This is a genomic window from Streptomyces sp. 4N124 (assembly GCF_052245395.1).
Lineage (GTDB): Bacteria > Actinomycetota > Actinomycetes > Streptomycetales > Streptomycetaceae > Streptomyces.
The window spans coordinates 162211-184719 of the sequence record NZ_JBQQBS010000008.1 but is presented as its reverse complement, the minus strand read 5'-3'; the positions used below and the strand labels follow the sequence as shown (position 1 = coordinate 184719).

The 22509-nt window shown below is 71.2% G+C and carries 20 protein-coding genes and 1 pseudogene; 6 read left to right on the top strand and 15 right to left on the bottom strand.

Annotated features, from left to right (window positions below):
- The first annotated feature begins 73 nt into the window (after nucleotides 1-73).
- Nucleotides 74-2488: a penicillin acylase family protein gene (locus ACTWQO_RS11080; RefSeq protein WP_443237048.1), complete on the top strand. Its 2415-nt coding sequence runs from the start codon at nucleotides 74-76 to the stop codon at nucleotides 2486-2488.
- Between the two features lie 90 nt (nucleotides 2489-2578).
- Here the strand turns inward: ACTWQO_RS11080 and ACTWQO_RS11075 are convergent, their stop codons facing one another.
- A complete protein-coding gene (locus tag ACTWQO_RS11075) occupies nucleotides 2579-4120 on the bottom strand; it encodes an acyl-CoA synthetase (protein ID WP_443237047.1) in 1542 nt (513 codons plus the stop codon).
- Nucleotides 4117-5229, bottom strand: a complete 1113-nt coding sequence (locus ACTWQO_RS11070) for an NAD(P)H-dependent flavin oxidoreductase (protein WP_443237046.1) — start codon at nucleotides 5227-5229, stop codon at nucleotides 4117-4119. The genes ACTWQO_RS11075 and ACTWQO_RS11070 overlap by 4 nt, the downstream gene beginning before the upstream one ends.
- Nucleotides 5230-5398: 169 nt before the next feature.
- Between ACTWQO_RS11070 and ACTWQO_RS11065 the strand changes: the two genes are divergently transcribed.
- Nucleotides 5399-7186 (top strand): serine hydrolase, encoded by a 1788-nt coding sequence (locus tag ACTWQO_RS11065; protein ID WP_443237045.1) that lies wholly within the window; start codon nucleotides 5399-5401, stop codon nucleotides 7184-7186.
- A gap of 6 nt (nucleotides 7187-7192) precedes the next feature.
- Here ACTWQO_RS11065 and ACTWQO_RS11060 read toward each other — a convergent pair whose 3' ends face one another.
- Nucleotides 7193-8044, bottom strand: coding sequence for a helix-turn-helix transcriptional regulator (locus ACTWQO_RS11060; protein ID WP_443237044.1), 852 nt, complete (start codon nucleotides 8042-8044; stop codon nucleotides 7193-7195).
- A gap of 87 nt (nucleotides 8045-8131) precedes the next feature.
- Here ACTWQO_RS11060 and ACTWQO_RS11055 point away from each other — a divergent pair, with 87 nt between their 5' ends.
- The gene (locus tag ACTWQO_RS11055; protein WP_443237043.1) at nucleotides 8132-8926 is read left to right on the top strand and encodes an SDR family NAD(P)-dependent oxidoreductase; all 795 of its coding nucleotides are present in this window, start codon (nucleotides 8132-8134) and stop codon (nucleotides 8924-8926) included.
- 4 nt (nucleotides 8927-8930) lie between these two features.
- Here the strand turns inward: ACTWQO_RS11055 and ACTWQO_RS11050 are convergent, their stop codons facing one another.
- From ACTWQO_RS11050 to ACTWQO_RS11030, 5 genes are all read right to left on the bottom strand, one after another.
- Entirely contained in the window at nucleotides 8931-10484 is a 1554-nt protein-coding gene (locus tag ACTWQO_RS11050) for a phytoene desaturase family protein (RefSeq protein ID WP_443237042.1), read from the bottom strand.
- 54 nt (nucleotides 10485-10538) lie between these two features.
- The gene (locus tag ACTWQO_RS11045) at nucleotides 10539-12782 is read right to left on the bottom strand and encodes a tetratricopeptide repeat protein (protein WP_443237041.1); all 2244 of its coding nucleotides are present in this window, start codon (nucleotides 12780-12782) and stop codon (nucleotides 10539-10541) included.
- 113 nt (nucleotides 12783-12895) lie between these two features.
- Entirely contained in the window at nucleotides 12896-13741 is an 846-nt protein-coding gene (locus tag ACTWQO_RS11040; RefSeq protein ID WP_443237040.1) for an oxygenase MpaB family protein, read from the bottom strand.
- Nucleotides 13742-13750: 9 nt separating this feature from the next.
- Complete coding sequence (locus ACTWQO_RS11035) at nucleotides 13751-14929, bottom strand: acyl-CoA dehydrogenase family protein (RefSeq protein ID WP_443237039.1); 1179 nt, start codon at nucleotides 14927-14929, stop codon at nucleotides 13751-13753.
- A gap of 106 nt (nucleotides 14930-15035) precedes the next feature.
- Nucleotides 15036-15404 carry a ferredoxin gene (locus ACTWQO_RS11030; protein WP_443237038.1) on the bottom strand — a complete coding sequence of 123 codons (369 nt, stop codon included), beginning with the start codon at nucleotides 15402-15404 and terminating at the stop codon, nucleotides 15036-15038.
- A 79-nt stretch (nucleotides 15405-15483) separates the two neighbouring features.
- Between ACTWQO_RS11030 and ACTWQO_RS11025 the strand changes: the two genes are divergently transcribed.
- Both ACTWQO_RS11025 and ACTWQO_RS11020 read left to right on the top strand, forming a co-directional pair.
- Entirely contained in the window at nucleotides 15484-15810 is a 327-nt protein-coding gene (locus ACTWQO_RS11025) for a DUF6479 family protein (protein ID WP_443237037.1), read from the top strand.
- Nucleotides 15811-15815: 5 nt separating this feature from the next.
- The gene (locus tag ACTWQO_RS11020; RefSeq protein WP_443237036.1) at nucleotides 15816-16166 is read left to right on the top strand and encodes a hypothetical protein; all 351 of its coding nucleotides are present in this window, start codon (nucleotides 15816-15818) and stop codon (nucleotides 16164-16166) included.
- Nucleotides 16167-16175: 9 nt separating this feature from the next.
- Here ACTWQO_RS11020 and ACTWQO_RS11015 read toward each other — a convergent pair whose 3' ends face one another.
- The 7 genes and pseudogenes from ACTWQO_RS11015 to ACTWQO_RS10985 all read right to left on the bottom strand — a co-directional run bounded on the left by ACTWQO_RS11015 (nucleotide 16176) and on the right by ACTWQO_RS10985 (nucleotide 21781).
- Nucleotides 16176-16532: a VOC family protein gene (locus ACTWQO_RS11015; RefSeq protein ID WP_443237115.1), complete on the bottom strand. Its 357-nt coding sequence runs from the start codon at nucleotides 16530-16532 to the stop codon at nucleotides 16176-16178.
- Between the two features lie 36 nt (nucleotides 16533-16568).
- Nucleotides 16569-17012, bottom strand: a pseudogene (locus ACTWQO_RS11010) (RpiB/LacA/LacB family sugar-phosphate isomerase); the annotation flags it as partial.
- 28 nt (nucleotides 17013-17040) lie between these two features.
- Nucleotides 17041-18015, bottom strand: a complete 975-nt coding sequence (locus ACTWQO_RS11005; RefSeq protein WP_443237035.1) for an ATP-grasp domain-containing protein — start codon at nucleotides 18013-18015, stop codon at nucleotides 17041-17043.
- A 355-nt stretch (nucleotides 18016-18370) separates the two neighbouring features.
- Nucleotides 18371-19165 carry an ABC transporter ATP-binding protein gene (locus ACTWQO_RS11000; protein WP_443237114.1) on the bottom strand — a complete coding sequence of 265 codons (795 nt, stop codon included), beginning with the start codon at nucleotides 19163-19165 and terminating at the stop codon, nucleotides 18371-18373.
- A 31-nt stretch (nucleotides 19166-19196) separates the two neighbouring features.
- A complete protein-coding gene (locus ACTWQO_RS10995) occupies nucleotides 19197-19979 on the bottom strand; it encodes an ABC transporter permease (RefSeq protein ID WP_443237034.1) in 783 nt (260 codons plus the stop codon).
- Between the two features lie 6 nt (nucleotides 19980-19985).
- On the bottom strand, nucleotides 19986-20741 hold the full coding sequence (locus tag ACTWQO_RS10990; RefSeq protein ID WP_443237113.1) for an ABC transporter permease: 756 nt from the start codon (nucleotides 20739-20741) through the stop codon (nucleotides 19986-19988).
- A 62-nt stretch (nucleotides 20742-20803) separates the two neighbouring features.
- Nucleotides 20804-21781 (bottom strand): ABC transporter substrate-binding protein, encoded by a 978-nt coding sequence (locus ACTWQO_RS10985; protein WP_443237033.1) that lies wholly within the window; start codon nucleotides 21779-21781, stop codon nucleotides 20804-20806.
- A gap of 302 nt (nucleotides 21782-22083) precedes the next feature.
- On the opposite strand from ACTWQO_RS10985, the gene ACTWQO_RS10980 reads away from it, so the two are divergent.
- On the top strand, nucleotides 22084-22506 hold the full coding sequence (locus ACTWQO_RS10980) for a hypothetical protein (RefSeq protein ID WP_443237032.1): 423 nt from the start codon (nucleotides 22084-22086) through the stop codon (nucleotides 22504-22506).
- Nucleotides 22507-22509 lie beyond the last annotated feature (3 nt).

Below are 22509 nucleotides of genomic sequence, written 5' to 3'. Positions count from 1 at the left end.
GCTGACGGAGGTCAAGGCACATACCCGTTGGTACGCTCAACCGCTCCTTCCCTCAATGACGTTGGGAGGCACGATGCGCACCCGCTTGAGACGGCTCCTCGTCGCGGCCGTCGCTCTGCTCACCGCGACCGCCGCCCTGCCGGCGGCCGCGGCAGACCGGCAGAGCCCACAGCAGCATCCCTCGCACGGCGGTCTGTCCGCCGTGATCCGCTACACGGAGTACGGCATTCCGCACATTGTCGCGAAGGATTACGCGAACCTCGGCTTCGGCACCGGCTGGGCGCAGGCCGCCGACCAGGTGTGCGTGCTCGCCGACGGGTTCGTCACAGTGCGCGGCGACCGCTCGCGCTTCTTCGGGCCCGACGCGGCCACCGACTTCTCGCTATCCGACGCCTCCGACAACCTCTCCAGCGATCTGTACTTCCGCGGCGTGCGGGAGACACGCACGGTCGAGCGACTGCTCGCCCAGCCCGCGCCGCAGGGCCCGAGCCGTGCGGTCCGGGATCTGATGAAGGGATGGGCGGCCGGATACAACGCATGGCTGAAGCAGCAGCGGATCACGGACCCCGCGTGCGCGGGCGCCGCTTGGGTGCGTCCCATCACCACACTTGATGTCGCCACGCGCGCGTACGCGCTGTCCGTTCTCGGCGGTCAGGGCGGACTCGTCGACGCGATCACGGCCGCGGGGCCACCGACCGGTTCCGCCGCCGGCGCCGAGGCCCGCGTCCCTAATGCCCGGACGGCCACCAAGGGCGCGCGCGAACTGTTCGGCATCACCGACATGGGCTCGAACGCCGTCGCGTTCAACGGCAGTACGACGGCCAATGGGCGCGGTCTGCTGCTGGGCAACCCGCACTACCCGTGGCAGGGCGGACGCCGGTTCTGGCAGGCGCAGCAGACGATCCCGGGTGAACTGAACGTCGCCGGGGGCTCGTTGCTCGGCTCGCCGACGATCTCCATCGGCTACAACGCACATGTGGCGTGGAGCCACACCGTGTCGACCGGCATTCCGCTGAACCTTCATCAGCTGAAACTGGACTCGGCCGACCCCACGACCTATCTGGTGGACGGCAAGCCGGAGCGAATGACCCGGCGGACCGTGACCGTCCCGGTGCGGGACGGAGCCCCGGTGACCCGCACCCAGTGGTGGACCCGGTACGGCCCCGTCGTCGTGTCCCCCGGCGGCGACCTCCCGCTGCCCTGGACCACGACGACCGCGTACGCGCTCAACGACCCGAACGCGCTGAACATGCGCTTCTTCGACACCTCGCTCGGCTTCGGCAAGGCGCGCGACACGGGCGACGTGGCCGAGTCCCTCGCCCGGAGCCAGGGCATCCCCTGGGTGAACACCATCGCCGCCGACTCCTCGGGGCACTCCCTGTTCACCCAGTCGCAGGTCCTCCCGCGGATCACGGACGAGCTCGCCGCGCGCTGTTCGACGGCGCTCGGCAAGGTCACCTATCCGGCGGCGGGCATCGCGGTACTCGACGGCTCGCGGGCCGACTGCGCGCTCGGCGACGACCCCGACGCCGTGCAGCCCGGCATCTTCGGGCCCTCGCGGATGCCGACGCTGAAGGACACGCCGTATGTCGAGAACTCCAATGACAGCGCCTGGCTGACCAACCTCGACCAGCAGATCACCGGCTACGAGCGGGTCTTCGGGCCGGTCCGTACGGCCGCTTCGGTGCGGACCCGTGGTGCCGTCGCCGATGTCGCGGACCTGGCGGAGAAGGGCGGGCTCACGGTCCGGGATCTCCAGCGGCAGCAGTTCGCGAACCGCTCGACCGCGGGTGAGCTGGCCGCGGCCGACGCGGCGCGGGCGTGCGCGGCGCTTCCGGACGGGCTCGCAACGGGCAGCGGAGGCACCGCAATTGACGTGAGCGGGGCCTGTGGCGTGCTGAAGTCCTGGGACCGCACCATGAACAGCGACAGCCGGGGTGCGCTGCTCTTCGACCGGTTCTGGCGCAAGCTGCGCGCCGCCGTGCCGTCCGCGCAACTCTGGAAGGTCCCGTTCTCACCGGCCGACCCGGTCGGCACCCCGAACACGCTCAACACCGACGCACCGGGCTTCACCACCGCCCTCGCCGACACGGTGGCGGAGCTGCGCGCGGCGGGCATCCCGCTCGACGCGCGGCTCGGGGACCACCAGTACGTCGTGCGGAAGGGGCAGCGCCTGCCCGTGGGCGGTGGCACCGAGTCCCTGGGTGTGTGGAACAAGATCGAGCCTGTCTGGGATGCGGCGAAGGGCGGCTACCGGGACGTCTCCTTCGGCTCCAGCCACATCCAGGCCGTGGGCTGGGACGGCAGCCGCTGTCCGGTGGCCCGCACGCTTCTGACGTACTCCCAGTCCTCGAACCCGAACTCGCCCCACTTCAGCGACCAGACCCGGTTGTTCTCGGGTGAGAAGTGGGTGACCGCGCGATTCTGCGAGAAGGACATCCTGTCCTCGCCCGCCCTGCGGGTGACGCGGGTGACCGAACACCGGTGACGGCGATGTGGGTCCGTCCCCCATGGGGCGGGCCCACATGGCGCGGGGCCACACATCCCGTCACGCGTGCGTGTGTGGGTGCACGTCCCCTCACACCGGCCGCGTACGTCCCTCCCAGTACGGATCCCGCAACCTCCGCTTGTACAGCTTCCCGTTGGGATCCCGCGGCATCTCCGCGATGAAGTCGACGCTCTTGGGCCGCTTGTAGCCCGCGAGGTGCTCGGCACAGTGGTCGAGGATCGCGGCGGCGAGGCCGGGGCCGGGTTCATGGCCGGGGGCCGGTTCGACGACGGCCTTGACCTCCTCGCCCCAGTCGTCATGCGGGATACCGAAGGCGGCGGCGTCGGCGACGGCGGGGTGGGCGAGCAGGGCGGACTCGATCTCGGCGGGGTAGATGTTGACCCCGCCCGAGATGATCATGTCGATCTTGCGGTCGCGGAGGAAGAGATAGCCGTCCTCGTCGAGGAGGCCGAGGTCGCCGACGGTGAAGAAGTCGCCGATGCGATTCCGGCGGGTCTTGCTCTCGTCCTTGTGGTAGGCGAAGCCGCCCGTGGTCATCTTCATGTAGACGGTGCCGAGTTCGCCGGGCGGCAGCCTGGTGCCGTCGTCGTCGAAGATCGCGAGTTCGCTGATGGGCCAGGCCTTGCCGACCGTGCCGGGCTTCTTGAGCCAGTCCTCGGCGGTCGCGAAGGCACCGCCCCCCTCGCTGGCGGCGTAATACTCCTCGACACAGTCGCCCCACCAGTCGATCATGGATCGCTTGACGTGGTCGGGGCAGGGGGCGGCGCCGTGGATGGCGTGCCGCATGGACGACACGTCGTACGACCGCCTTGTATGGTCCGGCAATGCGAGCAGCCGGTGGAACTGTGTCGGGACCATATGGGTGTGCGTGCACCGGTGGGTGTCGATCAGGCGGAGCATCTCCTCGGGCGTCCACTTGTCCATCAGGACGAGACGGTGGCCGATGTGCAGGGACGCGCCCGCGAATTGGAGTACGGCGGTGTGGTAGAGCGGCGAGCAGACGAGGTGCACGTTGTCGTCGAACGGCTGGATGCCGAAGATGCCGAGGAAGCCGCCGAGGTAGGACTCTTCCGGGAGCTTGCCGGGCAGGGGGCGGCGGATGCCGCGGGGTCGGCCGGTGGTGCCCGAGGTGTAGTTCATGACCCAGCCGAGGGTGCGGTCCGCGGGCGCCGACTCCGGTTGTCCGTCGAGGAGTTCGGCGTACGGCCGGAAACTCTCGACCGTGCCGACGGCGTACCGGTGGGAGGGCGGGAGGCCGGCCTCCTCGGCGGCCTGACGCGCGGGGCCGGCGAACCGTTCGTGGGCGAGGAGCACCTTGGCGCCGGAGTCGGCGACGATCCAGGCGATCTCGGGGGCGACGAAGTGGTGGTTGATGGGGACGAGGTAGAACCCGGCCTGAGTGGCGGCCAGATAGGCGGTGAAGAACTCGGGCCCGTTGGGCAGGACGACCGCGAAGGCGTCGCCGCGTTCCAGTCCGGCCGCGCGCAGGCCGTGCACCAGCTGGTTGGCTGCGGTGTGGAGGCGGCCCGCGGTCCATGGTTCGCCGTCCGGCGCGATGAGCACCGTACGGCTGGGGTCTTCGGCGGCCTGGGCCCAGAATCCGGTGGTCACGACTGTCCGCTCCTTCCGGCGATGCGGTTGATGCGGTCGACGGCCTGCTCGAAGCCTCGGGTGAGTTCGTCGAAGACGGCCTGGACGCTGCGTTCGCTGGTCATCCGGCCGACGATCTGCCCGACGGGCGTGCCCAGCAGCGGTTCGACCTCGTGCTTCTGGATGCGTGAGACGGCGTCCGCGACGAGCAGCCCCTGCAAGGGCATGGGCAGGGTGCCGGGCCCGTCCGGGTCGTCCCAGGCGTCGGTCCAGTCGGTGCGCAACTGGCGCGCGGGTTTCCCGGTCAGGGCGCGGGAGCGGACGGTGTCACCGGAACCGGCGGCGAGCAGTTTGCGGGTGAGGGCGGCCGAGTGCATGTCGGCCTCTGTGGTGGTAAGCCATATGGAGCCCAGCCACACGCCCTGCGCCCCGAGCGCCAGGGCCGCCGCCACCTGCTGTCCGCTGCCGATGCCGCCCGCGGCCAGCACCGGCAGCGGGTCGACGGCCTCGACGACCTCGGGTGTGAGGACCATGGAGGCGATCTCGCCGGTGTGGCCGCCCGCTTCGTAGCCCTGCGCCACAACGATGTCGATGCCCCCCTCCTGGTGCTTTCTGGCGTGGCGGGCACTGCCCGCGAGCGCGGCGACGAGGACGTCCCGGTCGTGGGCGCGGGCCACCACGTCGGCGGGCGGGGAACCGAGGGCGTTGGCGAGCAGCTTGATCGGATAGTCGAAGGCGACATCGAGTTGAGTGCGGGCGACCTGCTCCATCCAGCCGGTGATGCGCCAGCCGGACGCCTCACCCTCGGCCAGCTCCGGCACCCCGTACTTGGCGAGGGTGTCCTGCACGAACTGCCGGTGCGTGTCGGGGATCATCGCCTCGACGTCGGCTTCGGTGACGCCCTCGACCTTCTTGGCGGGCATGACGACGTCGAGGCCGTACGGCATGCCGTCGACGTGTGCCTCGATCCAGTCGAGGTCGCGTTTGAGGTCGTCGGGGGCCGTATAGCGGACCGCGCCGAGCACTCCGAAGCCGCCGGCCCGGCTGATGGCCGCGGCGACGGCGGGGAACGGCGTGAAGCCGAAGATGGCGTGCTCGACTCCCAGTTTCTTGCTCAGCTCCGTCTGCATGGGCGCAGGATGCCGCAGTCCTCCGGACGACGGAAGGCCTTTTCTGACGTTCCGTCAGATCTTTTCTGGCCGCCGCCCCGTTGACACCCGACACGCCTGACACAAAAGTTTCACTGCGCAAGGGCAATCCGGAAAGATACTTTCAGGTGGCTCAGCGGGAGGTTGGTCGATGACCGAAGAGGCAGTGCCGGGCAGACGAGGTGGACTGACCCGCCGTCAACTGGCCCGACGGACACTCGCGGTGGGCGGGGCGCTGGCCATCGCCCCGTTCCCCGCCGGTCCCGCCGAAGCCGCCGTACCCCATGGCCGCCGTCCCACCCTGCGGCACGGCTCCCCCGAACGCGCCGGTCTGCTCCCCGCCCACCTGCGTCAACTCGTCACCGACGCGGAGACCTTCCTCGGCCCCTCCCCCAAGTACCCCTGGTACGCGGGCGCCGTGCTGCTCGCCGGGCGTGGCGGCACGGTGGCCCTGCACGAGCCGATCGGCATGGCGGTGCGCTACTCGGCGTACGACGAGAAGACGGACACCGGCGTCGAGTTCCCGGCCGGACAGCAGCTCCCCATGACCGAGGACACCGTCTTCGACCTGGCCTCCGTCTCCAAGCTGTTCACCTCGATCCTCGCCGTGCAGCAGATCGAACGGGGCGCCCTGGAGCTGGAGGCGAAGGTCGCCTCGTACCTCCCGGAGTTCGGCGCCGCGGGCAAGCAGGACATCACCCTTCGCCAACTCCTCACCCACACCTCGGGGTTCCGCCCCTGGATCCCGCTCTACAGCGCACCGACGTACGAGGAGAAGCTCCGACTCATCTGGAACGAGGCGCCCCTCAACCCGCCGGGCAGCACCTACCTCTACTCGGATCTCAACCTGATCTCACTCCAGCTGGTCCTGGAGCACGTCACCGGCCGCACCCTCGACACCCTGCTCCGCGAGGAGATCACCGCCCCGCTCGGCATGCACCGCACCCGCTACAACCCGCCCGCCTCCTGGAAGCCGAAGATCGCGGCGACGGAGGACGCGCGCAAGCCCTGGTCGGGGCTGGAGCGAGGGCTGGTGTGGGGTGAGGTGCACGACGAGAACGCCTTCAGCCTCGGCGGAGTCGCGGGCCACGCCGGAGTGTTCTCGAACGCCTGGGATCTCGCGGTCCTCGGCCGGACGCTGCTCAACGGCGGCACCTACGGCCGGGCCCGCATCCTCGAACCGGAGTCGGTGGAGCTGATGTTCACCGACTTCAACACCGCCTTCCCGGGCGACGAGCACGGCCTCGGCTTCGAGCTCTACCAGCACTGGTACATGGGCGCGATGGCCACTCCGCGCACCGCGGGCCACACCGGCTTCACCGGCACCTCGCTCGTCCTCGACCCGACCACCGACTCCTTCCTCGTGGTACTCGGCAACTCCGTGCATCCCGTGCGCAGTTGGCGATCCGGCTCCGCACCCCGGGTCGCCGCCGCGAACAACCTGGCACGCGCCGTGCCGGTCCGCCCGGTGCGCGGACGTACCGCCTGGTTCTCGGGCATGGCGAACAACACGGCCGCGACACTCGCACTCCCCGCCCTGGACACCACCACGGGCGCCGCACGACTCGGCTGCGCCCTGTGGTGGGACACCGAACCCCGTTCGGACGTTCTCATCCTGGAGTCCACGACGGACGGCGGAGCCACCTGGCAGCCCCTCCCCTTCACCACGACGCGCCACACCGAGGAGCCCCAGCAGCACCCGGCAGGTTCCGTCACCGGCTGGTCGGGCCGCGTCTGGCGCCGCCTCACGGCCGACCTCCCGCCCGCACGGCAGCTCTCGCTCCGCTGGCGCTACACCACCGACCGGCTGTACGTCGGCCGTGGGGCGTACGTCGACGGACTGTGCGTGCGGACAGCCCACGACGTCCTCTTCGACGACGCACGCCCGGCGGACGCGGCCCGCATCGAGGCGACGGGCTGGACCAGGTCCGTCGACTGACGCCGCTCAGCCCGGCACGTCCAGGCGCTGCGTGCCCACGACCGACAGCAGCCGCAGCGCCTCCTCGGACCGCGAGCCGGGCGTGGCGGTGTAGATGACGACCCGCTGGTCCAGGTCGGTGATGTCCAGGAGATCGCAGTTGACGGTGACGGGACCGACCAGCGGGTGGTCGAAGGTCTTGACCAGCGTGGGCCGGGCGTTCACACAGTGCTCGGCCCAGAGCTGGGCGAACTTCTCACTGCCGGCCAGGAGTTCGTCGACCAGCCCGGTCACTTCGGGATCGTCGGGGTAGCGGGCCGCGGCGGCACGCAGATCGTTGGCCGCGGCACTGGCGAACTCGTCCGCGTCGGACACGCCGTACAACGACCGACCGTCACGGTATGAGCCGAGGAAGCAGCGCCGGATCAGGTTCCGGTCGCGCCGGGACAGCGCGGAGAAGTCCTCCATCAAGGCGGCCGCCAGGTCGTTCCAGGCAATGACCTCGTACGTCGCCGAGATCACGAACGCCGCGGCCTGCGGTAGCCGGTGCAGCAGGTCGACGATGCTCTGCCGCACCTCCCGCGAGGGACCGGGCCGTGGCGCGGGCGGGGTTCCGGCGAGGTGGTGGAGGTGGTCGCGCTCGGGGTCCGACAGGCGCAGGGCGCGGGCGATCTGGGCCAGCACCTCGTGGGAGGGGCGCGGCCCGCGCGCCTGCTCCAGCCGCGTGTAGTACTCGGTCGAGATGTACGCCAGCTGCGCCACCTCCTCGCGGCGCAGCCCCGGGGTCCGGCGGCGCGTCCCGGCGGGCAGGCCCACGTCGGCGGGGGTGATGCGCTCGCGCCGGCTGCGCAGGAAGTCGGCCAGTTCTCGTCGGTCCACGTCTCCAGTGTGCGCGGGAGTCCGGGTGCTCATCCAGGTACCGCCGGTGCCTGGATGCGCTCGGCAGCCGGACGCAGGCTCGACACCATGGACAACACACAGACCAGCACCACCCTCACGACCTCGGGCCTGCTCGCCGACAAGGTCGCCTTCGTCACCGGAGCGGGCCGTGGCATCGGCGCCGCCGCGGCCCGGCTGTTCGCCCGCGAGGGCGCCCGGGTCCTGCTCGCGGCCCGCACCGAGTCCCAGCTCAAGGCGGTCACGGAGGAGATCCGTGCGGCCGGCGGCACCGCGGACTACGTCCTGTGCGACCTCGCCGACGCGGCGAGTGTCCGGGCCGCCGTGGACCGGGCCGTGGAGTTGTACGGCCGTCTCGACGTGGCCTTCAACAACGGCGCGACCGGGCAGCAGCCCGGGCCGATGGATCAGCTGTCGGAGGACGACTTCGACCTGGTCAGCGCGGTCAACTTCAAGGGGCCGTGGCTGTCGATGACAGCCGAGATCGCCGCCATCCGCGCCACCGCCGGACGCGGGGCCATCGTCAACAACTCCAGCGTCGGCAGCCTCATGGGCAACCCCTGGCTGCCTATCTATGGCGCGGCGAAGCGGGCGGTGAACAGCCTCACCGCGTCGGCCGCCATGACGTACGGGCCGGAGGGCATCCGCGTCAACGCGATCGCTCCCGGCACCACGCTCACCGAGATGATGTACGAGTGGGACGAGCGCTCCCCTGGCATCATCGACCAGCTCGTCGAGCGCACCCCGCTGGGCCGTGCCGCCGACCCGGAAGAGGTCGCGCAGGCCGCGGCCTGGCTGCTGAGCGACCGCGCCTCCTTCGTCACCGGCACGGTCCTGCGCGTCGACGGCGGCAGCCGCTCCTGACCGGTCAGCCGCCCGGGCTCTCCAGCACCGCCATCGCCGCGTTGTGCCCGGGCACCCCGCTCACCCCTCCTCCGCGCACCGCGCCCGCCCCGCACAGCAGCACATTGGCGTGCGGGGTCTCCACGCCCCAGCGTCCGGTGCCCTCCTGGGCGTACGGCCAGGCGAGGTCGCGGTGGAAGATGTTGCCTCCGGGCAGCCGCAGGTCCCGCTCCAGGTCGAGCGGGGTCTTGGCCTCGATGCAGGGCCGCCCGTCCTCGTCCGTCGCCAGACAGTCGGCGAGCGGTTCGGCCAGGTGGGCGTCCAGCTGGGCCACGGTCGACTTCAGCAGTTCGTCGCGTACGGCGTCGTTGTCCCGTGTGAAGAGCCGGGCGGGCGTGTGCAGCCCGAACAAGGTGAGCGTCTGGTAGCCACGGTCGACCAGGTCCGGCCCGAGGATGGTCGGGTCGGTGAGCGAGTGGCAGTAGATCTCGGAGGGTGGGGCGGCGGGCAGCTCACCGGCGGCGGCCTGGGCATGCGCGGCGGCCAGTTGCTCGTAGCCCTCGGCGATGTGGAAGGTGCCGGAGAACGCCTCTCGCGGGTCGACGGAGCTGTCGCGCAGCTTCGGCAGCCTCTTCAGCAGCATGTTCACCTTGAGCTGGGCGCCCTCGGCGGGGGCGGGCGGCTCGTCGCCGGTGAGGGCGGCGAGCGCTTGCGGTGAGGCGTTCACCAGGACGTGCCGGGCGGCGGCGACGCCTTCGCCGTCGGCCGTCCGGTAGGTGATCTCGGCGGTACGGCCGTCCGTGGCGATCCGTTCCACCTCGTGGCCCGTGGCGATGACGGCGCCCGCGTGCCGTGCCGTGGCGGCCAGGGCGTCGGTGAGGGCGCCCATGCCGCCGACGGGTACGTCCCAGGCGCCGATCACGTGGTAGAGGAAGCAGCGGTTCTGCCGCAGCGAGGGGTCGTGGGCGTCGGCGAAGGTCCCGATCAGGGCGTCGGTGAGGACGACGCCCCGGACCAGGTCGTCGGTGAAGCGGTCCTCGACGGCGACGCCGAGGGGCTCCTCGAAGAGGGTGCGCCAGGTCTCCTCGTCGTCGACGCGCCGGCGCAGTTCGTCGCGGGTGGGCAGCGGTTCGGTGAGGATCGGGAAGACCCGCTCGGCGACGCGGCCGGTCATGCCGTAGAACCGCTGCCAGGCCTGGTACTCGGTCTCGCCGCCGGTGAGCCGGGCGAAGGCCTCCCTGGTGCGCCGCTCGCCGCCGCCGACGAGAAGCCCCGTGGGCCTGCCGTCCCGCTCCACGGGTGTGTACGACGAGATGGTGCGCCCGCGTACCCGGAAGTCCAGCCCCAGATCCCGCACGATCTTCTTCGGCAACAGGCTGACCAGGTACGAATAGCGCGACAGCCGGGCGTCGACGCCCGCGAACGGGCGCGTGGACACGGCGGCGCCCCCGGTGTGGTCCAGCCGCTCCAGCACCAGCACGGAGCGTCCGGCGCGGGCCAGGTAGGCGGCGGCGACGAGGCCGTTGTGGCCACCGCCGACGATGACGGCGTCGTAGGTGCGTCCCTCGTGTGCAGGCATGGTTCTTCGTAACACGTGATGATCTAGGTCGGCCAGAGGCGTGCCGCGCCGGGGTCAGGGTCCGCCGGACGCCCGCTGCTGCCGGAGCACCGCGACCCTGCGGTACAGCTCGACCGCCTCCGCGCCCCGCCCGAGCTGTTCCAGGCAGTGGGCCTCGTCGTTGCGGCTGGCGAGGGTGTCGGGGTGGTCGGCGCCGAAGACGCGCTCGCGGGCGGCGGCCACCCGGCCGTACTCGGTGAGGGCGTCGGCCCAGCGGCCCAGCCAGCCGAGGCCGACGGCGACCTCGCGGCGGCTGACGAGGGTGTCGGGATGGTCGGGGCCCAGGACCCGCTCGCGGATCGCGCACACGTCACGGGACTCGGCGAGGGCTTCCTCCCAGCGGCCGAGGCGGCCGAGATTGACGCCGAGGCCGTGGCGGGCGCGCAGGGTCTCGGGGTGGGCGGGGCCGTGGACGCGCGTGCGGTCGTCGATCAGCTCCCGGTACAGCTTGAGGGCGTCTGCGCTGCGCCCGAGGCGGCCGAGGCTGATGCCGACCTCGTAGCGGGCGGCCAGGGTGTCGGCGTGGTCGGCGCCGAGGGCCTGGGCACGGGCTTCGGCGACCTCGACGTAGGTCTGCAGGGCTTCCGGCCAGCGGCCCAACTGGCCGAGCGCGTAGGCGACTTCGTAGCGCGTGACGAGGGTGTCGGGGTGGTTCGGGCCGAGTACCCGGGCGCGCGCGGCGGCCACGTCGCAGGCCATGCGGTACGAGTCCTCCAGGCGCCCGAGCCGGCTGAGGTTGAAGGCGAGGTTGTGGCGGCAGCGCAGGGTGTCGGGATGGTCGGCGCCCATGGTGCGCTCCCGGGCGGCCAGCACCGATGTATAGACCTGGTGGGCGTCGAAGTGCCGCCCCAACTGGCCCAGGACGTACGCCATTTCCTGCCGCACGGCGAGCGAGTCGGGGTGGTCGGCGCCGAGCACCCGGGTGCGGGCCGCGGCGACGTGCTTGTACTCGCGCAGGGCGTCGGCGGCGCGGCCGGTGCGGCTGAGGGTGAAGGCGACCTCGTAGCGGCTGGCGAGGGTGTCGGGGTGGTCGGGGCCGAGGAGGTGCTCGCGCTCGGCGGCGACGGCGCGGTGCACCTCGCCCGCCTCGGCCCAGCGCCCCAGCCGCCCGAGGCTGAGGCCCGCGTTGTGCCGGCCGGCCAGCGCGAGGAGGGTCTGCGCGGAAGGGGCGGGCAGCTCGTCCGGCACCGGCTCCTCGACCCGGCCGGTGACCGGGCGCGCGATCCACTCGCCGGTGAAGCCTGCTCCGGCGTCCGGGGGTGTGGTGACGATGCCCGCGCCGGTGGCCTTGTGGCCGGTGGTCATGCCGCGGGTCCAGGACGGCAGCCGGGTCTCACGGGGCGCGCGCTCGGGCTCGGGTGGGCGGAGTTCCGGCTGCGGCGTCACGACCGTCGGCACATACGTCGGTGTGGTGCGGCCCGCGTCGATCCTGCGGACCAACTCGCGGGCGTCGTGCGGGCGTTGATCGGGCCGTTTGGCCAGCAGGTCCAGGATGACCTTCTCGAAGTACTCGGGCAGCTCGGCGCGGTGGCTGCGGGGCGGCTGCGGCGGGGTGTCCCGGTGGCCGATGAGGATCGCCCAGGCGTCGTCGAGGTCGAACGGCGGTGCCCCGGTGGCGATCTCGTACAGCACGCAGCCCAGCGAGTACAGGTCGCTGCGCCGGTCGACCTCCGTTCCGCTGATCTGCTCCGGTGACATGTAGTGCGGGGTGCCCATGGCGATGCCGGTGCCGGTCAGCCGTGAGGTGAAGCCGATGTCGTGGCCCAGGCGCGCTATGCCGAAGTCGCAGATCTTCACCGTGCCGTCGGTGAGCCGCACGATGTTCGCGGGTTTCAGGTCCCGGTGCACGATGCCCTGTTGATGCGTGTAGGCGAGCGCAGCGGCGACCTGGTCGGCGATCTCGACGACGTCCGGGACGGGCAGCGGATGGTGCTTGTTGTCCTCCAGGAGCTGACTGAGGTTGCGGCCCTCCAGGAGCTCCATGACGAGGTAGAGGATGCCCTCGTGCTCGCCGAAGTCGTGGACGACGGTGACGCCGCGGTGCTGGAGCGCGGCGGCCACCCGGGCCTCGCGGCGGAACCGTTCGCGCAGGACGCGGGTGAAGGACTGGTCGTGGGAGTGCCCCAGCGGCTTGAGGCACTTCACGGCCACCAGCCGGCCGAGCGATTCGTCGCGCGCCCGCCACACCTCGCCCATGCCCCCGCGCCCGATCAGGTCGAGCAGCCGGTACCGGCCCTGGATCAGCCTGGTCTCCGCCATCTCGTGCCGTCGCCCCCGTCGATGGTCGCCCCGCCCTCTGTGGCACGGATCCCCGCCGACGATCGTCGGCCCCCTCCGTGACACTCCCCTCGTTGCCCGTCCAGTATGGCGACCTATCGTCCGAGTTTGTACGGTGCCGGGCGCGAGCCGGGGCCGAGGCGGGCCATCGCCCGGAGGATGTGTTTGGGCGGGAGTTGCCAGCGCACACGTGCGGGAACACAGCGCAGCAGGTTGCCCGTGGCACGCAACTGCCGGGTGACGACGGCGGGTTGCGGGGCCGGCCTGCCGTACAGCTCATGGGCGTACGGCGGCAGGGCGGCGTACGCCAGTTGTGCCACACGCCGCCACAGCACCTCCCGCGCCGGTATGAGCAGGGGGTGCGTCGGCGGGCGGAGGAGGAAGTCGTCCACGGCGCGTGCTTCGGGTCCGGTGGCGAGTTCGGGGCGCACCTTCTCGAAGTAGGCGTCCATCTCCGCCCGGTTCGCGGGTACGGCGTCCGGGGCGAGGCCCACCAGGCGGGCGCTGACCCGCTGTTCGCTGATGTACCGGTCCGCCTGGGCGTCGGTGAGGCGGAAGCCGGAGCGGCGCCCGACGTGCAGGTAGGAGTCTATTTCGGCGCAGTGCACCCACAGCAGCAGCTCGGGTTCGTCGACGCCGTACCGCTCGCCGGTGTCCGGGTCGGTCGCCCCGAGCATGCTGTGGATCTTCCGCACCCGGGCGCCCGCCCGCTCGGCCGCCTCGGTGGTGCCGTAGCTGATGGTGCCGACGAAGTTGGCGGTCCGCATCAGCCGGCCCCAGGCGTCGTTGCGGAAGTCGGAGTTCTGCATGACGCCGCGCACCGCGCGTGGGTGCAGTGCCTGGAGGTAGAGCGCGCGGACTCCGGCGACCCACATCATCGGGTCGCCGTGCATCTGCCAGGTCACGGAACCTGGGCCGAACAGACCCGGATCGCCCGTCATGCCCGCAGACTAACGCCGTACCCGCGGCATCCCCAGACCGATCCACGAGATGATCTCCCGCTGGATCTCGTTGTTGCCGCCGCCGAAGGTGAAGATCACAGCGGAGCGGTAGCCGCGTTCCAGCTCGCCGTGCAGGACAGCGCCCGCGGAACCCTCCTTCAGGGCGCCCGCCGCTGCCACGATCTCCATGAGCCAGGCGTAGGCGTCGCGGCGGGCCTCGGAGCCGTACACCTTGACCGCGGAGGCGTCCTGCGGAGTGAGCGTGCCTTCCTGGACGGCGCTCACCATCTGCCAGTTGAGGAGCTTCATCGCGTCCAGCCGGGTGTGGGTGCGGGCGAGGAGGCGGCGCACCCAGGGGAGGTCGACGACGCGGCGGCCGTCGGCGAGCTTGGTCTCCGTCGCCCAGCGCTGGACGTCGTGCAGGGCGCGGATCGCCATCGTGCCGTGCGCGGCGAGGGTGACGCGCTCGTGGTTGAGCTGGTTGGTGATCAGCCGCCAGCCCTGGTTCTCCTCGCCCACGCGGCGCGAGAGGGGGACGCGGATGTTCTCGTAGTAGCTGGCCGTGGTGTCGTGCGAGGCGAGGGTGTTGATCAGGGTGCAGGAGTAGCCGGGGTCGGAGGTCGGCACCAGCAGCATGGTGATGCCCCGGTGCGGCGCGGCGTCCGGGTCGGTGCGCACCGCGAGCCACACCCAGTCCGCGGTGTCGCCGTTGGTCGTCCAGATCTTCTGACCGTTGACGACGTAGGCGTCGCCGTCCCGCACGGCGCGGGTCTTCAACGCGGCGAGGTCGGTGCCCGCGTCGGGCTCGCTGTAGCCGATGGCGAAGTCGATCTCGCCGGTGAGGATCTTCGGCAGGAAATACGCCTTCTGCTCGTCCGTGCCGTACTGCATGATCGTCGGGCCGACGGTGTTGAGCGCCATCAGGGGCAGCGGTACGCCGGCCTGGGCGGCCTCGTCGAAGAAGATGAACTGCTCCATCGCGGTCAGGCCGCGGCCGCCGTACTCCTTGGGCCAGCCGACGCCGAGCCAGCCGTCGCTGCCGAGCCGCCGGATCGTGTCACGGTAGAACCGTTTCTGGGCGGCCGGGTCGGCGAACCGGGCCTGGGCGTGCCGTGGCACCAACTCCGCGAAGTAGGCACGCAGTTCGGTGCGCAGCCGCTGCTGCTCGGGCGTGTAGTCGAGATGCACGGCGCCTCCAGGCTTCCCCAGGCCGGTCCTGACGGCGCACACCGTAGAACGTGTTCCAGAAATTGGGAATGGCGAATCGGGAATGCCTGGGCTGCCGGCGGCGCGGTCAGCCGAGGCTGGCGATGAAGTCCGTGCACGCCCGCGCGCAGTCCCGGCACGCCGTGGCGGCCGCCTCGGCGTCCGGCTGCTGGTCGTACAGGTGCGCGCACTCCAGGCACACCGCCCGGCACCACTCCAGCTGCATGCGCACGCCCGCCTCGTCCTGGTCCTGCTGTTCGGACAGCACACGGCAGGTCGCGTCGCACACTTCCGCGCACATGATGCCCTTGCGTCGTACGAGTTCCTGGTTCTGTGTCCCGTCGGGGTCCAGGAGGCTGGCGCGCAGAGCACACGCGCGTGCGCACTCGGTGCACGCCTGCGCGCATGCGAAGCGGTCCTCGAGGAACCGGACGAGTTCCTGTTGGGATGCCGTCACACCGGGCGGGTAGCCGGAGCTGGACGCGCCAAACCCCGTGTGCCCGGTTCACGGCGGGCACCTCGGGTACTCGCGCGCCATGAGCACCCCATGGACCGAAATCGCAGGGACGGACCTCGCCGTCAGCCGCGGCGTCGTCGGCGCCGGGCTGGTCCTGGCGGGCCTCGTGGTGGTGGCGCTGCTGCTCGGCGCCGTCCGGCTGGGCGCCCGCGTACGTCGCCGAGAGCCTCCTCCGCCGCGTCCCGAGGAGCAGCCGAGGCTGCCGGACGACGGGCCGGTCCGCGAGGTCCTTCAGAACCGTGAGCCCAACGAGGTGCCCCGGGGCCGGCACCGTCTGACGCCGCACCGGCTGGACGGCCACGGCACCGCGGCGACCCGGCCGGGCCCGCCACACCGAGGGAAGTGAGACCCATGGCCGACTCCGGCCGCAGCACCCTCCCGCTGCCCGACTACGACCATCTGCCGATCGGCGGCCTGGAGAGCCGCGTACGGTCACTGACCGCCGAGGAGGTCGAGACACTGCTTTCGTACGAGCGCGCGCACGCCGACCGCGCTCCGGTGACCGCCGTCCTGACGGCCCGGCTGGAGCAGCTGCGCGCGGGCGCCGAGCCGACGTCCGGCGATCCGGGCGCCCTGCGCCCTGAGCAGACCGCCCGCCACTCGGGCTCCCCGGTCTCGCCCGCCACCTCACCGGAACCCTCCGGCCCGCCACCGCACGGCACACCGGACCAACGGGGCAGGCCGAAGGCCGACCGCACCTAGGCCGGCTGTCTACGTCGCGGCTCGGTCGGACTCGCTGCGCAGAACGCAGAATTCGTTGCCTTCGGGGTCGGCAAGGACTGCCCAGCCCGAGCCATCGGGATTCCGTCGGTCGGTGACAAGGGTGGCACCGAGGCCCAGCAGCCGTTCCACCTCCTGCTCGCGCGAGGTCTCAGGGCGCAGGCACAGGTGGATCCGGTTCTTGACCGTCTTGGCCTCGGGCACCTGGTTGAAGTACAGGTTCGGGCCCTCCGCGAGCTCCACTTGAGTCTCCCGGTCACCTGGCTTGTCCTCCGGATGCAGGGGACAGCCCGTCACCCTGCTCCAGAAGCGGGCCAGCTCGTAGGCGTCCGCACAGTCGATCGCCACGTTCTGCACTACCGAAGCTGTCCCTGCGCGCTGATGCCTGCCCGCGTCCAGGCGTGAGACCCGGTCCATGTTCTCCCGGTCCTCCGCGTCCTCGCTGGCCGTGCCGGCGAACCAGGCGTCGAGGATCTCCTTGAGGAGGGGTTCGGAGGTCAGGCGCAGGCTGAGGGCCAGCACGTTGGCGTCGTTCCAGCGGCGGGCGCCGTCCGCGGTGTAGGCGTCGGTGCACAGGGCCGCTCGCACCCCCGGCACCTTGTTCGCGGCGATCGAAGCGCCGGTGCCGGTCCAGCAGCACACCACGGCCTGGTCCGCCGTCCCGGAGACGACGTCCCTGGCCGCCGCCTCCGAGCACACCGCCCACTGCGGGTCGTCGCCGGCGTGCAGCGCCCCGTATGTCACCACCTCGTGGCCGCGCGTGCGCAGCTCCGCGACGAGGGCGCGGGCCACTGGTTCGTCCATGTCCGAGGAAACGGAGATCCGCATGTCCCCGAGCCTACGGTGGGCCGGTCCCTCATCGGCAGTCCAGGAGGACATCCGATGCCTGCCATCCGCTTCCCGAGGCGAGGGCGTCCAGGTGTGCCTGGACGTACGGCTTGGCGACCGTGTCGAGTTCGCCGTCGACGAAGGCGGGCTGGACGTTGACCTCGAAGACGACGCCGCCGTTCTCGACGGCCAGGTCGACGCCGGCGAAGGGCAGTCCGACCGACGCGGTGGCGGCTACGGCGAGGTCGGTGAGGCGGGTGGGGAGGTCGGGCGGGGCGATGGGGACGGGGGTGGCGCCCTGGCAGGTGTTGCAGGGCGTGTCGGGTTCGGGCTGGAGGTGCTCGCGGGCGTGGATGACCCGGCCGCCCAGCACGAAGACCCGGAACTGGTGACGCCAGCCGTCGGCGGTGATGTTCCCCGCGTCCCGGGACAGCAGCCAGGCGGTGCGGCGATCGGCGTAGAACGTGGCCGCACGCTCCAGCTGATCGCCGGTCGTGAGGTGGAAGACGTCGTTGCCGCCGGTCCCGACCACGGGCCTGGCCCAGGCGTCCCGGCCGAGCTTGTCGAAGGCGGCGGCAGCCTCGTGCGGGTCCGGCGCGGACAGGACGACGGTCTCCATGTGGGCGATGCCGTCGCGCCGGAAGCGCTCCATGGTCAGGTCCTTCTCCGTCGCGGTCCGCCAGGCGGCCACACCGGTGCCCAGGGTCACCACGTCATGGCGGGCGAGGAGGCGCTGGAATTCGGCGAGTGCGCGGCGGCGATGCGGCGGGATCTCGTACAGGACGACGATGTCGGGCACCAAGTGCAGTTCCTGTTCCGGGACTTCGAGGCATAAGCGCTCTCCGTCGCGTACGCCGATGCCGGTACCGCCGGCGGCGAAGTGCCGGGCGTCGATCCGGATCGGCGGCGCGCCGGTGAGCAGTTCCACGGCTCGGGCGAGTACGTCCCCGCACCCTTCGGGCGACGTCGGGTCGGTGATCAGGGCGATGCACGGTCGGGACACAGCGGCCTCCAGCGGTACTCGACGCGCACGGGTGCCGCGCACCGGCGGTGATGCGGCCCGGACGCTGTCACGGGTGTCGTTTCGCGCGGGGCGGTCATCGGCACCCGTCGCTCTTCACGCCGTACCGGTCTGCGAGGTGCGCCGGAACCGGACGGTGGCCGGGCCTGGATAGCCGGTGACCACGAGGTGGGGCTCCGCCCTGCCGGATCCGTGCCGCAGGGCCGTGGCGCCACACTGTAGGCGCGTGGCGGAAGCCCGTACCAGGGCGCACGAGCAGCCACCTTCTGCCCCTGCCTCTGCGCCGTCCGCCCCTGCCGTGCGCCCTTCCGGTGACGGCAGTGGCGTCGCACCCGCGTCAGCCGACGGGCACCGCATGCTCGGGGCCGCCGAGCTTGGCCCGCTGGATCTGCTCGTAGACCCGTGCGCGCAGTTCGGCGAAGCGGGGGCTGGAGCGGGTGTGCAGTTGGTCGCGTTCGTCGGGGAGGTCGATGCGCAGGTCCTCCTGGATGACGGTCGGTGACTTGGACAGGATGATCGTGCGCTGGCCCAGGTAGACGGCCTCGTCGATGTCGTGGGTCACGAACAAGACGGTGACGCCGAGTTCGCGCCACAGTCTGCGGACCAGGTCCTCCAGGTCGGCGCGGGTCTGCGCGTCGACGGCGGCGAACGGCTCGTCCATCAGCAGCACTTGAGGCTCGTACGCGACGGCACGGGCGATGGCGACGCGCTGCTGCATGCCACCGGAGAGCTGCCAGGGGTAGGCGTGGTGGGCGTCGCCGAGGCCGACGACCTCCAGGGCGTGTCCGACCAGCTCCGCCAGGCGGGCCTTGCCGAGCTTCTTGCGGCGCAGGGGCAGGGCGACGTTGTCGAACACCGTCATCCAGGCGAAGAGCGAGCGGCCGTACTCCTGGAAGACAACGGCCATGCCGGGCGGCGGTCCGGTGATCGGCTTTCCCTGGAGGCGCACTTCGCCGCCGGTGGGGTCGAGCAACCCGGACATGCACTTGAGGAGCGTGGTCTTGCCGCAGCCGGACGGGCCGACCAGGCAGACCAGTTCGCCCGCGTCGAGGGAGAAGGTGATGTCGCGCAGCGCCTCGACGGTGCGGTTGCGGCCGGAGTAGGTCTTGTTCAGGTTTCGTACGTCGAGCATGGACATGGACGCCTCCGTGGGGGCCTGTCGGTCAGGAGTCGCGCTGGGCACGGCGCAGACCGTGGTACCAGGCCAGGGCCCGGTTCTCCGCGAACCGGAAGAACAGGGAGAGCAGGAAGCCGAGCAGGCCGAGCAGCAGCACGCCGCTCCACATCTCGGGGATGGCGAACGAGCGCTGGAACTGCACGATGGTGAAGCCCAGGCCGTTGCTGGAGGCGAACATCTCGCTGATGACCATCAGGATGATCCCGATCGACAGAGCCTGGCGCATACCGGTGAGGATCTGCGGGCTCGCCGAACGCAGCACCAGGTGCCACAGCCGGGTGGGGCCGGTGATGCCGTACGACCGGCATGTGTCGCCGAGGACCTCGTCGACGGCGCGGACGCCTTCGACGGTGTTGAGCAGGATCGGCCAGACGCAGCCGCTGGCCACGACGATGATCTTCATGGTGTCGCCGATGCCTGCGAACAGCATGATCACAGGGACGAGTACCGGGGGCGGAATGGCCCGGAACAGTTCCAGGACGGGTTCGAGTACGTCGCGCAGGAGGCGGTGGGAGCCGACGGCGAGGCCGAGGGCGATCCCGACCGCCGTGGCGAGCAGGTACCCCGCCGTCAGCCGGAGCAGGCTGGGCACGACGTCCGACATGAGCCGGTCGGCGGTCCAGACCTCGGTGAACTTCTGCAGGATCGTGGAGAGCGGCGGCAGATAGAAGTCGGTGCTGTCGGCGCTGGTGAACCACCACACGGCGAACAGCACGGCGGGCAGGGCCGTGGCGAACAGGGCGCGGCGGGCTGCGATACGGACGGTCATGCGGGCCTAACTCTCTCCGCGCTGGGACTGGTGCCAGTGCAGGACACGATGCTCGACCGCCCGGGCGGCCACGTTGACGGCGACGCCGATCAGGCCGGTCGTCAGGACCAGCGCGTACACCTCGGGCACGGCTCCGGAGGTCTGCGCGACGGCCAGCTGCTGGCCGAGGCCGGGTGCGCCGATGACGAGCTCGGCGGTGACCGCGAGGACGAGGGCCACGGTGGCGGCCAGGCGTACGCCGGTCATGACGTACGGCAGCGCGGTGGGCCACAGGACGTACCGGATCCGGCCCCAGGTGCCCAGCCGGTAGCTGCGGGCGGTGTCCTGGGCGACGGGGTCCGCGTCCTGGAGGCCGGCCAGCACCTGGACGAGCACCTGCCAGAACGACGCGTACACGACGAGGAGCAGTTTCGAGCGGAGATCGGTGCCGTAGAGCAGCACCGCCACGGGGATCAGCGCCACGGAGGGAATCGGGCGCAGGAACTCGATGGTCGAGGCGGTCGCCGCGCGCAGCACGGGTACGGAGCCGATGACCACACCCGCCGCGACTCCGGCCGCGACCGCGATGGCGAGGCCGATCCCCCAGCCTGTGAGGGTGTCGCCGAGCGCGCTCCAGAAGGTGCCCTCGCCGAGCAGGTGCCAGAAGGCGCGGCCGATGGTGGAGGCCGGGGGAAGGTAGTCGGCGGAGACCAGCGGGGTGCGCGGCAGGACCTCCAGGACGGCCACCAGCCCTGCCAGGCCGCCAAGTCCCCGCAGTACCACGGGACTTGGGACCGGGCCCCGCCGGGCGGCCGGCGATGCCGGCCGCGGGACGTACGTCGTGGTCACGAGAACAGCGCTCCGATGTCCGGCTTCTTCCCGCCGAAGATGCCGTCCTGCTCGCCGAGTTGGGCCAGCTTCTCCAGCGAGGCGGTGTCGACCTGGGCGGGCCAGTTGGGCAGCGTCAGCTTGGTGAGCACATCACCGCTGATCTTGGTGTAGGTGGTGAGGATCTGACGTGCCTCGTCGGGGTGCCCGGAGGCGTACTTCAGCGACTCGGTCATCGCCTCGTTGAACTTCTTCACCAGGTCCGGGTTCTCCTGCGCGATCTTGGTCGAGGTGAAGTACGTCGCGACGGTGAGGTTGGGGTCCGTCTCGGCGAACGGCGAGGCCACCGCCCGCGCGCCCTGGGCCTTGGCGATGGTCTGGGCGGGCTCGCCCATCCAGGCGGCGTCCACGCGTCCGCCGTCCAGGGCGGCCGGCATCTGATCGAAGGGGATCTCGACGAACTTGACATCCGCGGGGTCACCGCCGTCCTTGCGCACCGATTCGCGGACGGTCGTGTCGCCGATGTTCTGCAGGGTGTTGACGGCGACGGTGTGCCCGACAAGGTCCTTGGCCGACTTGATCGAGCTATCCTTCTTGACCATGACGGCGGTGACGTCAGCGCCCACCTTGCCGTTGGAGGCGGCGCCGTTGACCACGGACTTGACGGGAACGCCCTTGGTCTGCGCGAGCATCAGTGACGTCGTGTTGCTGAAGCCGAACTGGAACTGCCCGCTCACCACTCCGGGGATGATCGCGGCGCCGCCCTGGGCGGTCACCATCTTCAGTTCGATCCCCCGGTTGCTGAAGAAGCCCTGCTTCTGCCCGAGGTAGAGCGGCGCCACGTCGACGATCGGGATGACACCGACCGTGACCTGCGTGGTCTTGCCGTCACCCGCGGGCGAGGCAGCGGAACTTGTGGAGTCCGACGAGCCGCACCCGGCGACCCCGGCGACGGTCACTACGGCGAGGGCAAGCCCGAGTATGCGCCTTTGCATGGGCTCCTCCTTGAGGAGAACGAGATGAGTGCCGCACGGGGGACGTGGACGGGCGAGCCGGCGAGATCCATGCGGCGAGAACGGTGAAGGCGACAAGCGCGAGAGCGGCCGGCGCTTCTCTTGGAGCGGTGAGACCTGCGGGACCAGAGGGGCTCCGGCGAAACCCCGGAGCTTGATGTTGTGCATTTTCTTGACGCCCGCAATCTACACACCTACCTTCGCCGTGTCAGGCCCCCCGACCGAGGGAATTTGTCGCTCTCCGTCCTCGCATCACCCGCGTCCACGACGAGGAGTTCCGACCCGTGAACCACCGCATCCGCACGCGTACGCTCACGGCCCTCGCGGCACTGCTGCTCGCCGTCCCCTTCGCACCGTCCGCCGCTCAGGCCGCGGAAGCCGCCCATGTCGAGGACCATCTGCCGTCGGGCGCCGCCTACCTCATGGACATGCCCGCCACGCGGAACGGCACGGTCCTGCTGGACCAGGGCTACGCGCTCATCGGTTCCTCGTACGCCACGAACGGCTGGGCGGTGACCGACGCCGTCTCGCACACCCTGGAGGCCCGCATCGGCACCGGCCGCTGGGCGGGAACCACCCCGGCCGTCCTCAACACGCGGGCGGCCGAGGCCGACCCGGCCTCCCCGGCGCGTTACGTCCCCTACGCGCCCGCCGCCTACCCCCGCCCCTACGACCGGTCCCACCCGTGCGACGGGCCCCGCAGGTGACGC

Bases quoted from the DNA above. Each gene is read 5' to 3' on its own strand.
- ACTWQO_RS11080 (WP_443237048.1), top strand. From the start codon at position 74: ATGCGCACCCGCTTGAGACGGCTCCTCGTCGCGGCCGTCGCTCTGCTC.
- ACTWQO_RS11070 (WP_443237046.1), bottom strand. From the start codon at position 5,229: ATGCAGACGGAGCTGAGCAAGAAACTGGGAGTCGAGCACGCCATCTTC.
- ACTWQO_RS11065 (WP_443237045.1), top strand. From the start codon at position 5,399: ATGACCGAAGAGGCAGTGCCGGGCAGACGAGGTGGACTGACCCGCCGT.
- ACTWQO_RS11055 (WP_443237043.1), top strand. From the start codon at position 8,132: ATGGACAACACACAGACCAGCACCACCCTCACGACCTCGGGCCTGCTC.
- ACTWQO_RS11050 (WP_443237042.1), bottom strand. From the start codon at position 10,484: ATGCCTGCACACGAGGGACGCACCTACGACGCCGTCATCGTCGGCGGT.
- ACTWQO_RS11045 (WP_443237041.1), bottom strand. From the start codon at position 12,782: ATGGCGGAGACCAGGCTGATCCAGGGCCGGTACCGGCTGCTCGACCTG.
- ACTWQO_RS11040 (WP_443237040.1), bottom strand. From the start codon at position 13,741: ATGACGGGCGATCCGGGTCTGTTCGGCCCAGGTTCCGTGACCTGGCAG.
- ACTWQO_RS11025 (WP_443237037.1), top strand. From the start codon at position 15,484: ATGAGCACCCCATGGACCGAAATCGCAGGGACGGACCTCGCCGTCAGC.
- ACTWQO_RS11020 (WP_443237036.1), top strand. From the start codon at position 15,816: ATGGCCGACTCCGGCCGCAGCACCCTCCCGCTGCCCGACTACGACCAT.
- ACTWQO_RS11000 (WP_443237114.1), bottom strand. From the start codon at position 19,165: ATGCTCGACGTACGAAACCTGAACAAGACCTACTCCGGCCGCAACCGC.
- ACTWQO_RS10995 (WP_443237034.1), bottom strand. From the start codon at position 19,979: ATGACCGTCCGTATCGCAGCCCGCCGCGCCCTGTTCGCCACGGCCCTG.
- ACTWQO_RS10985 (WP_443237033.1), bottom strand. From the start codon at position 21,781: ATGCAAAGGCGCATACTCGGGCTTGCCCTCGCCGTAGTGACCGTCGCC.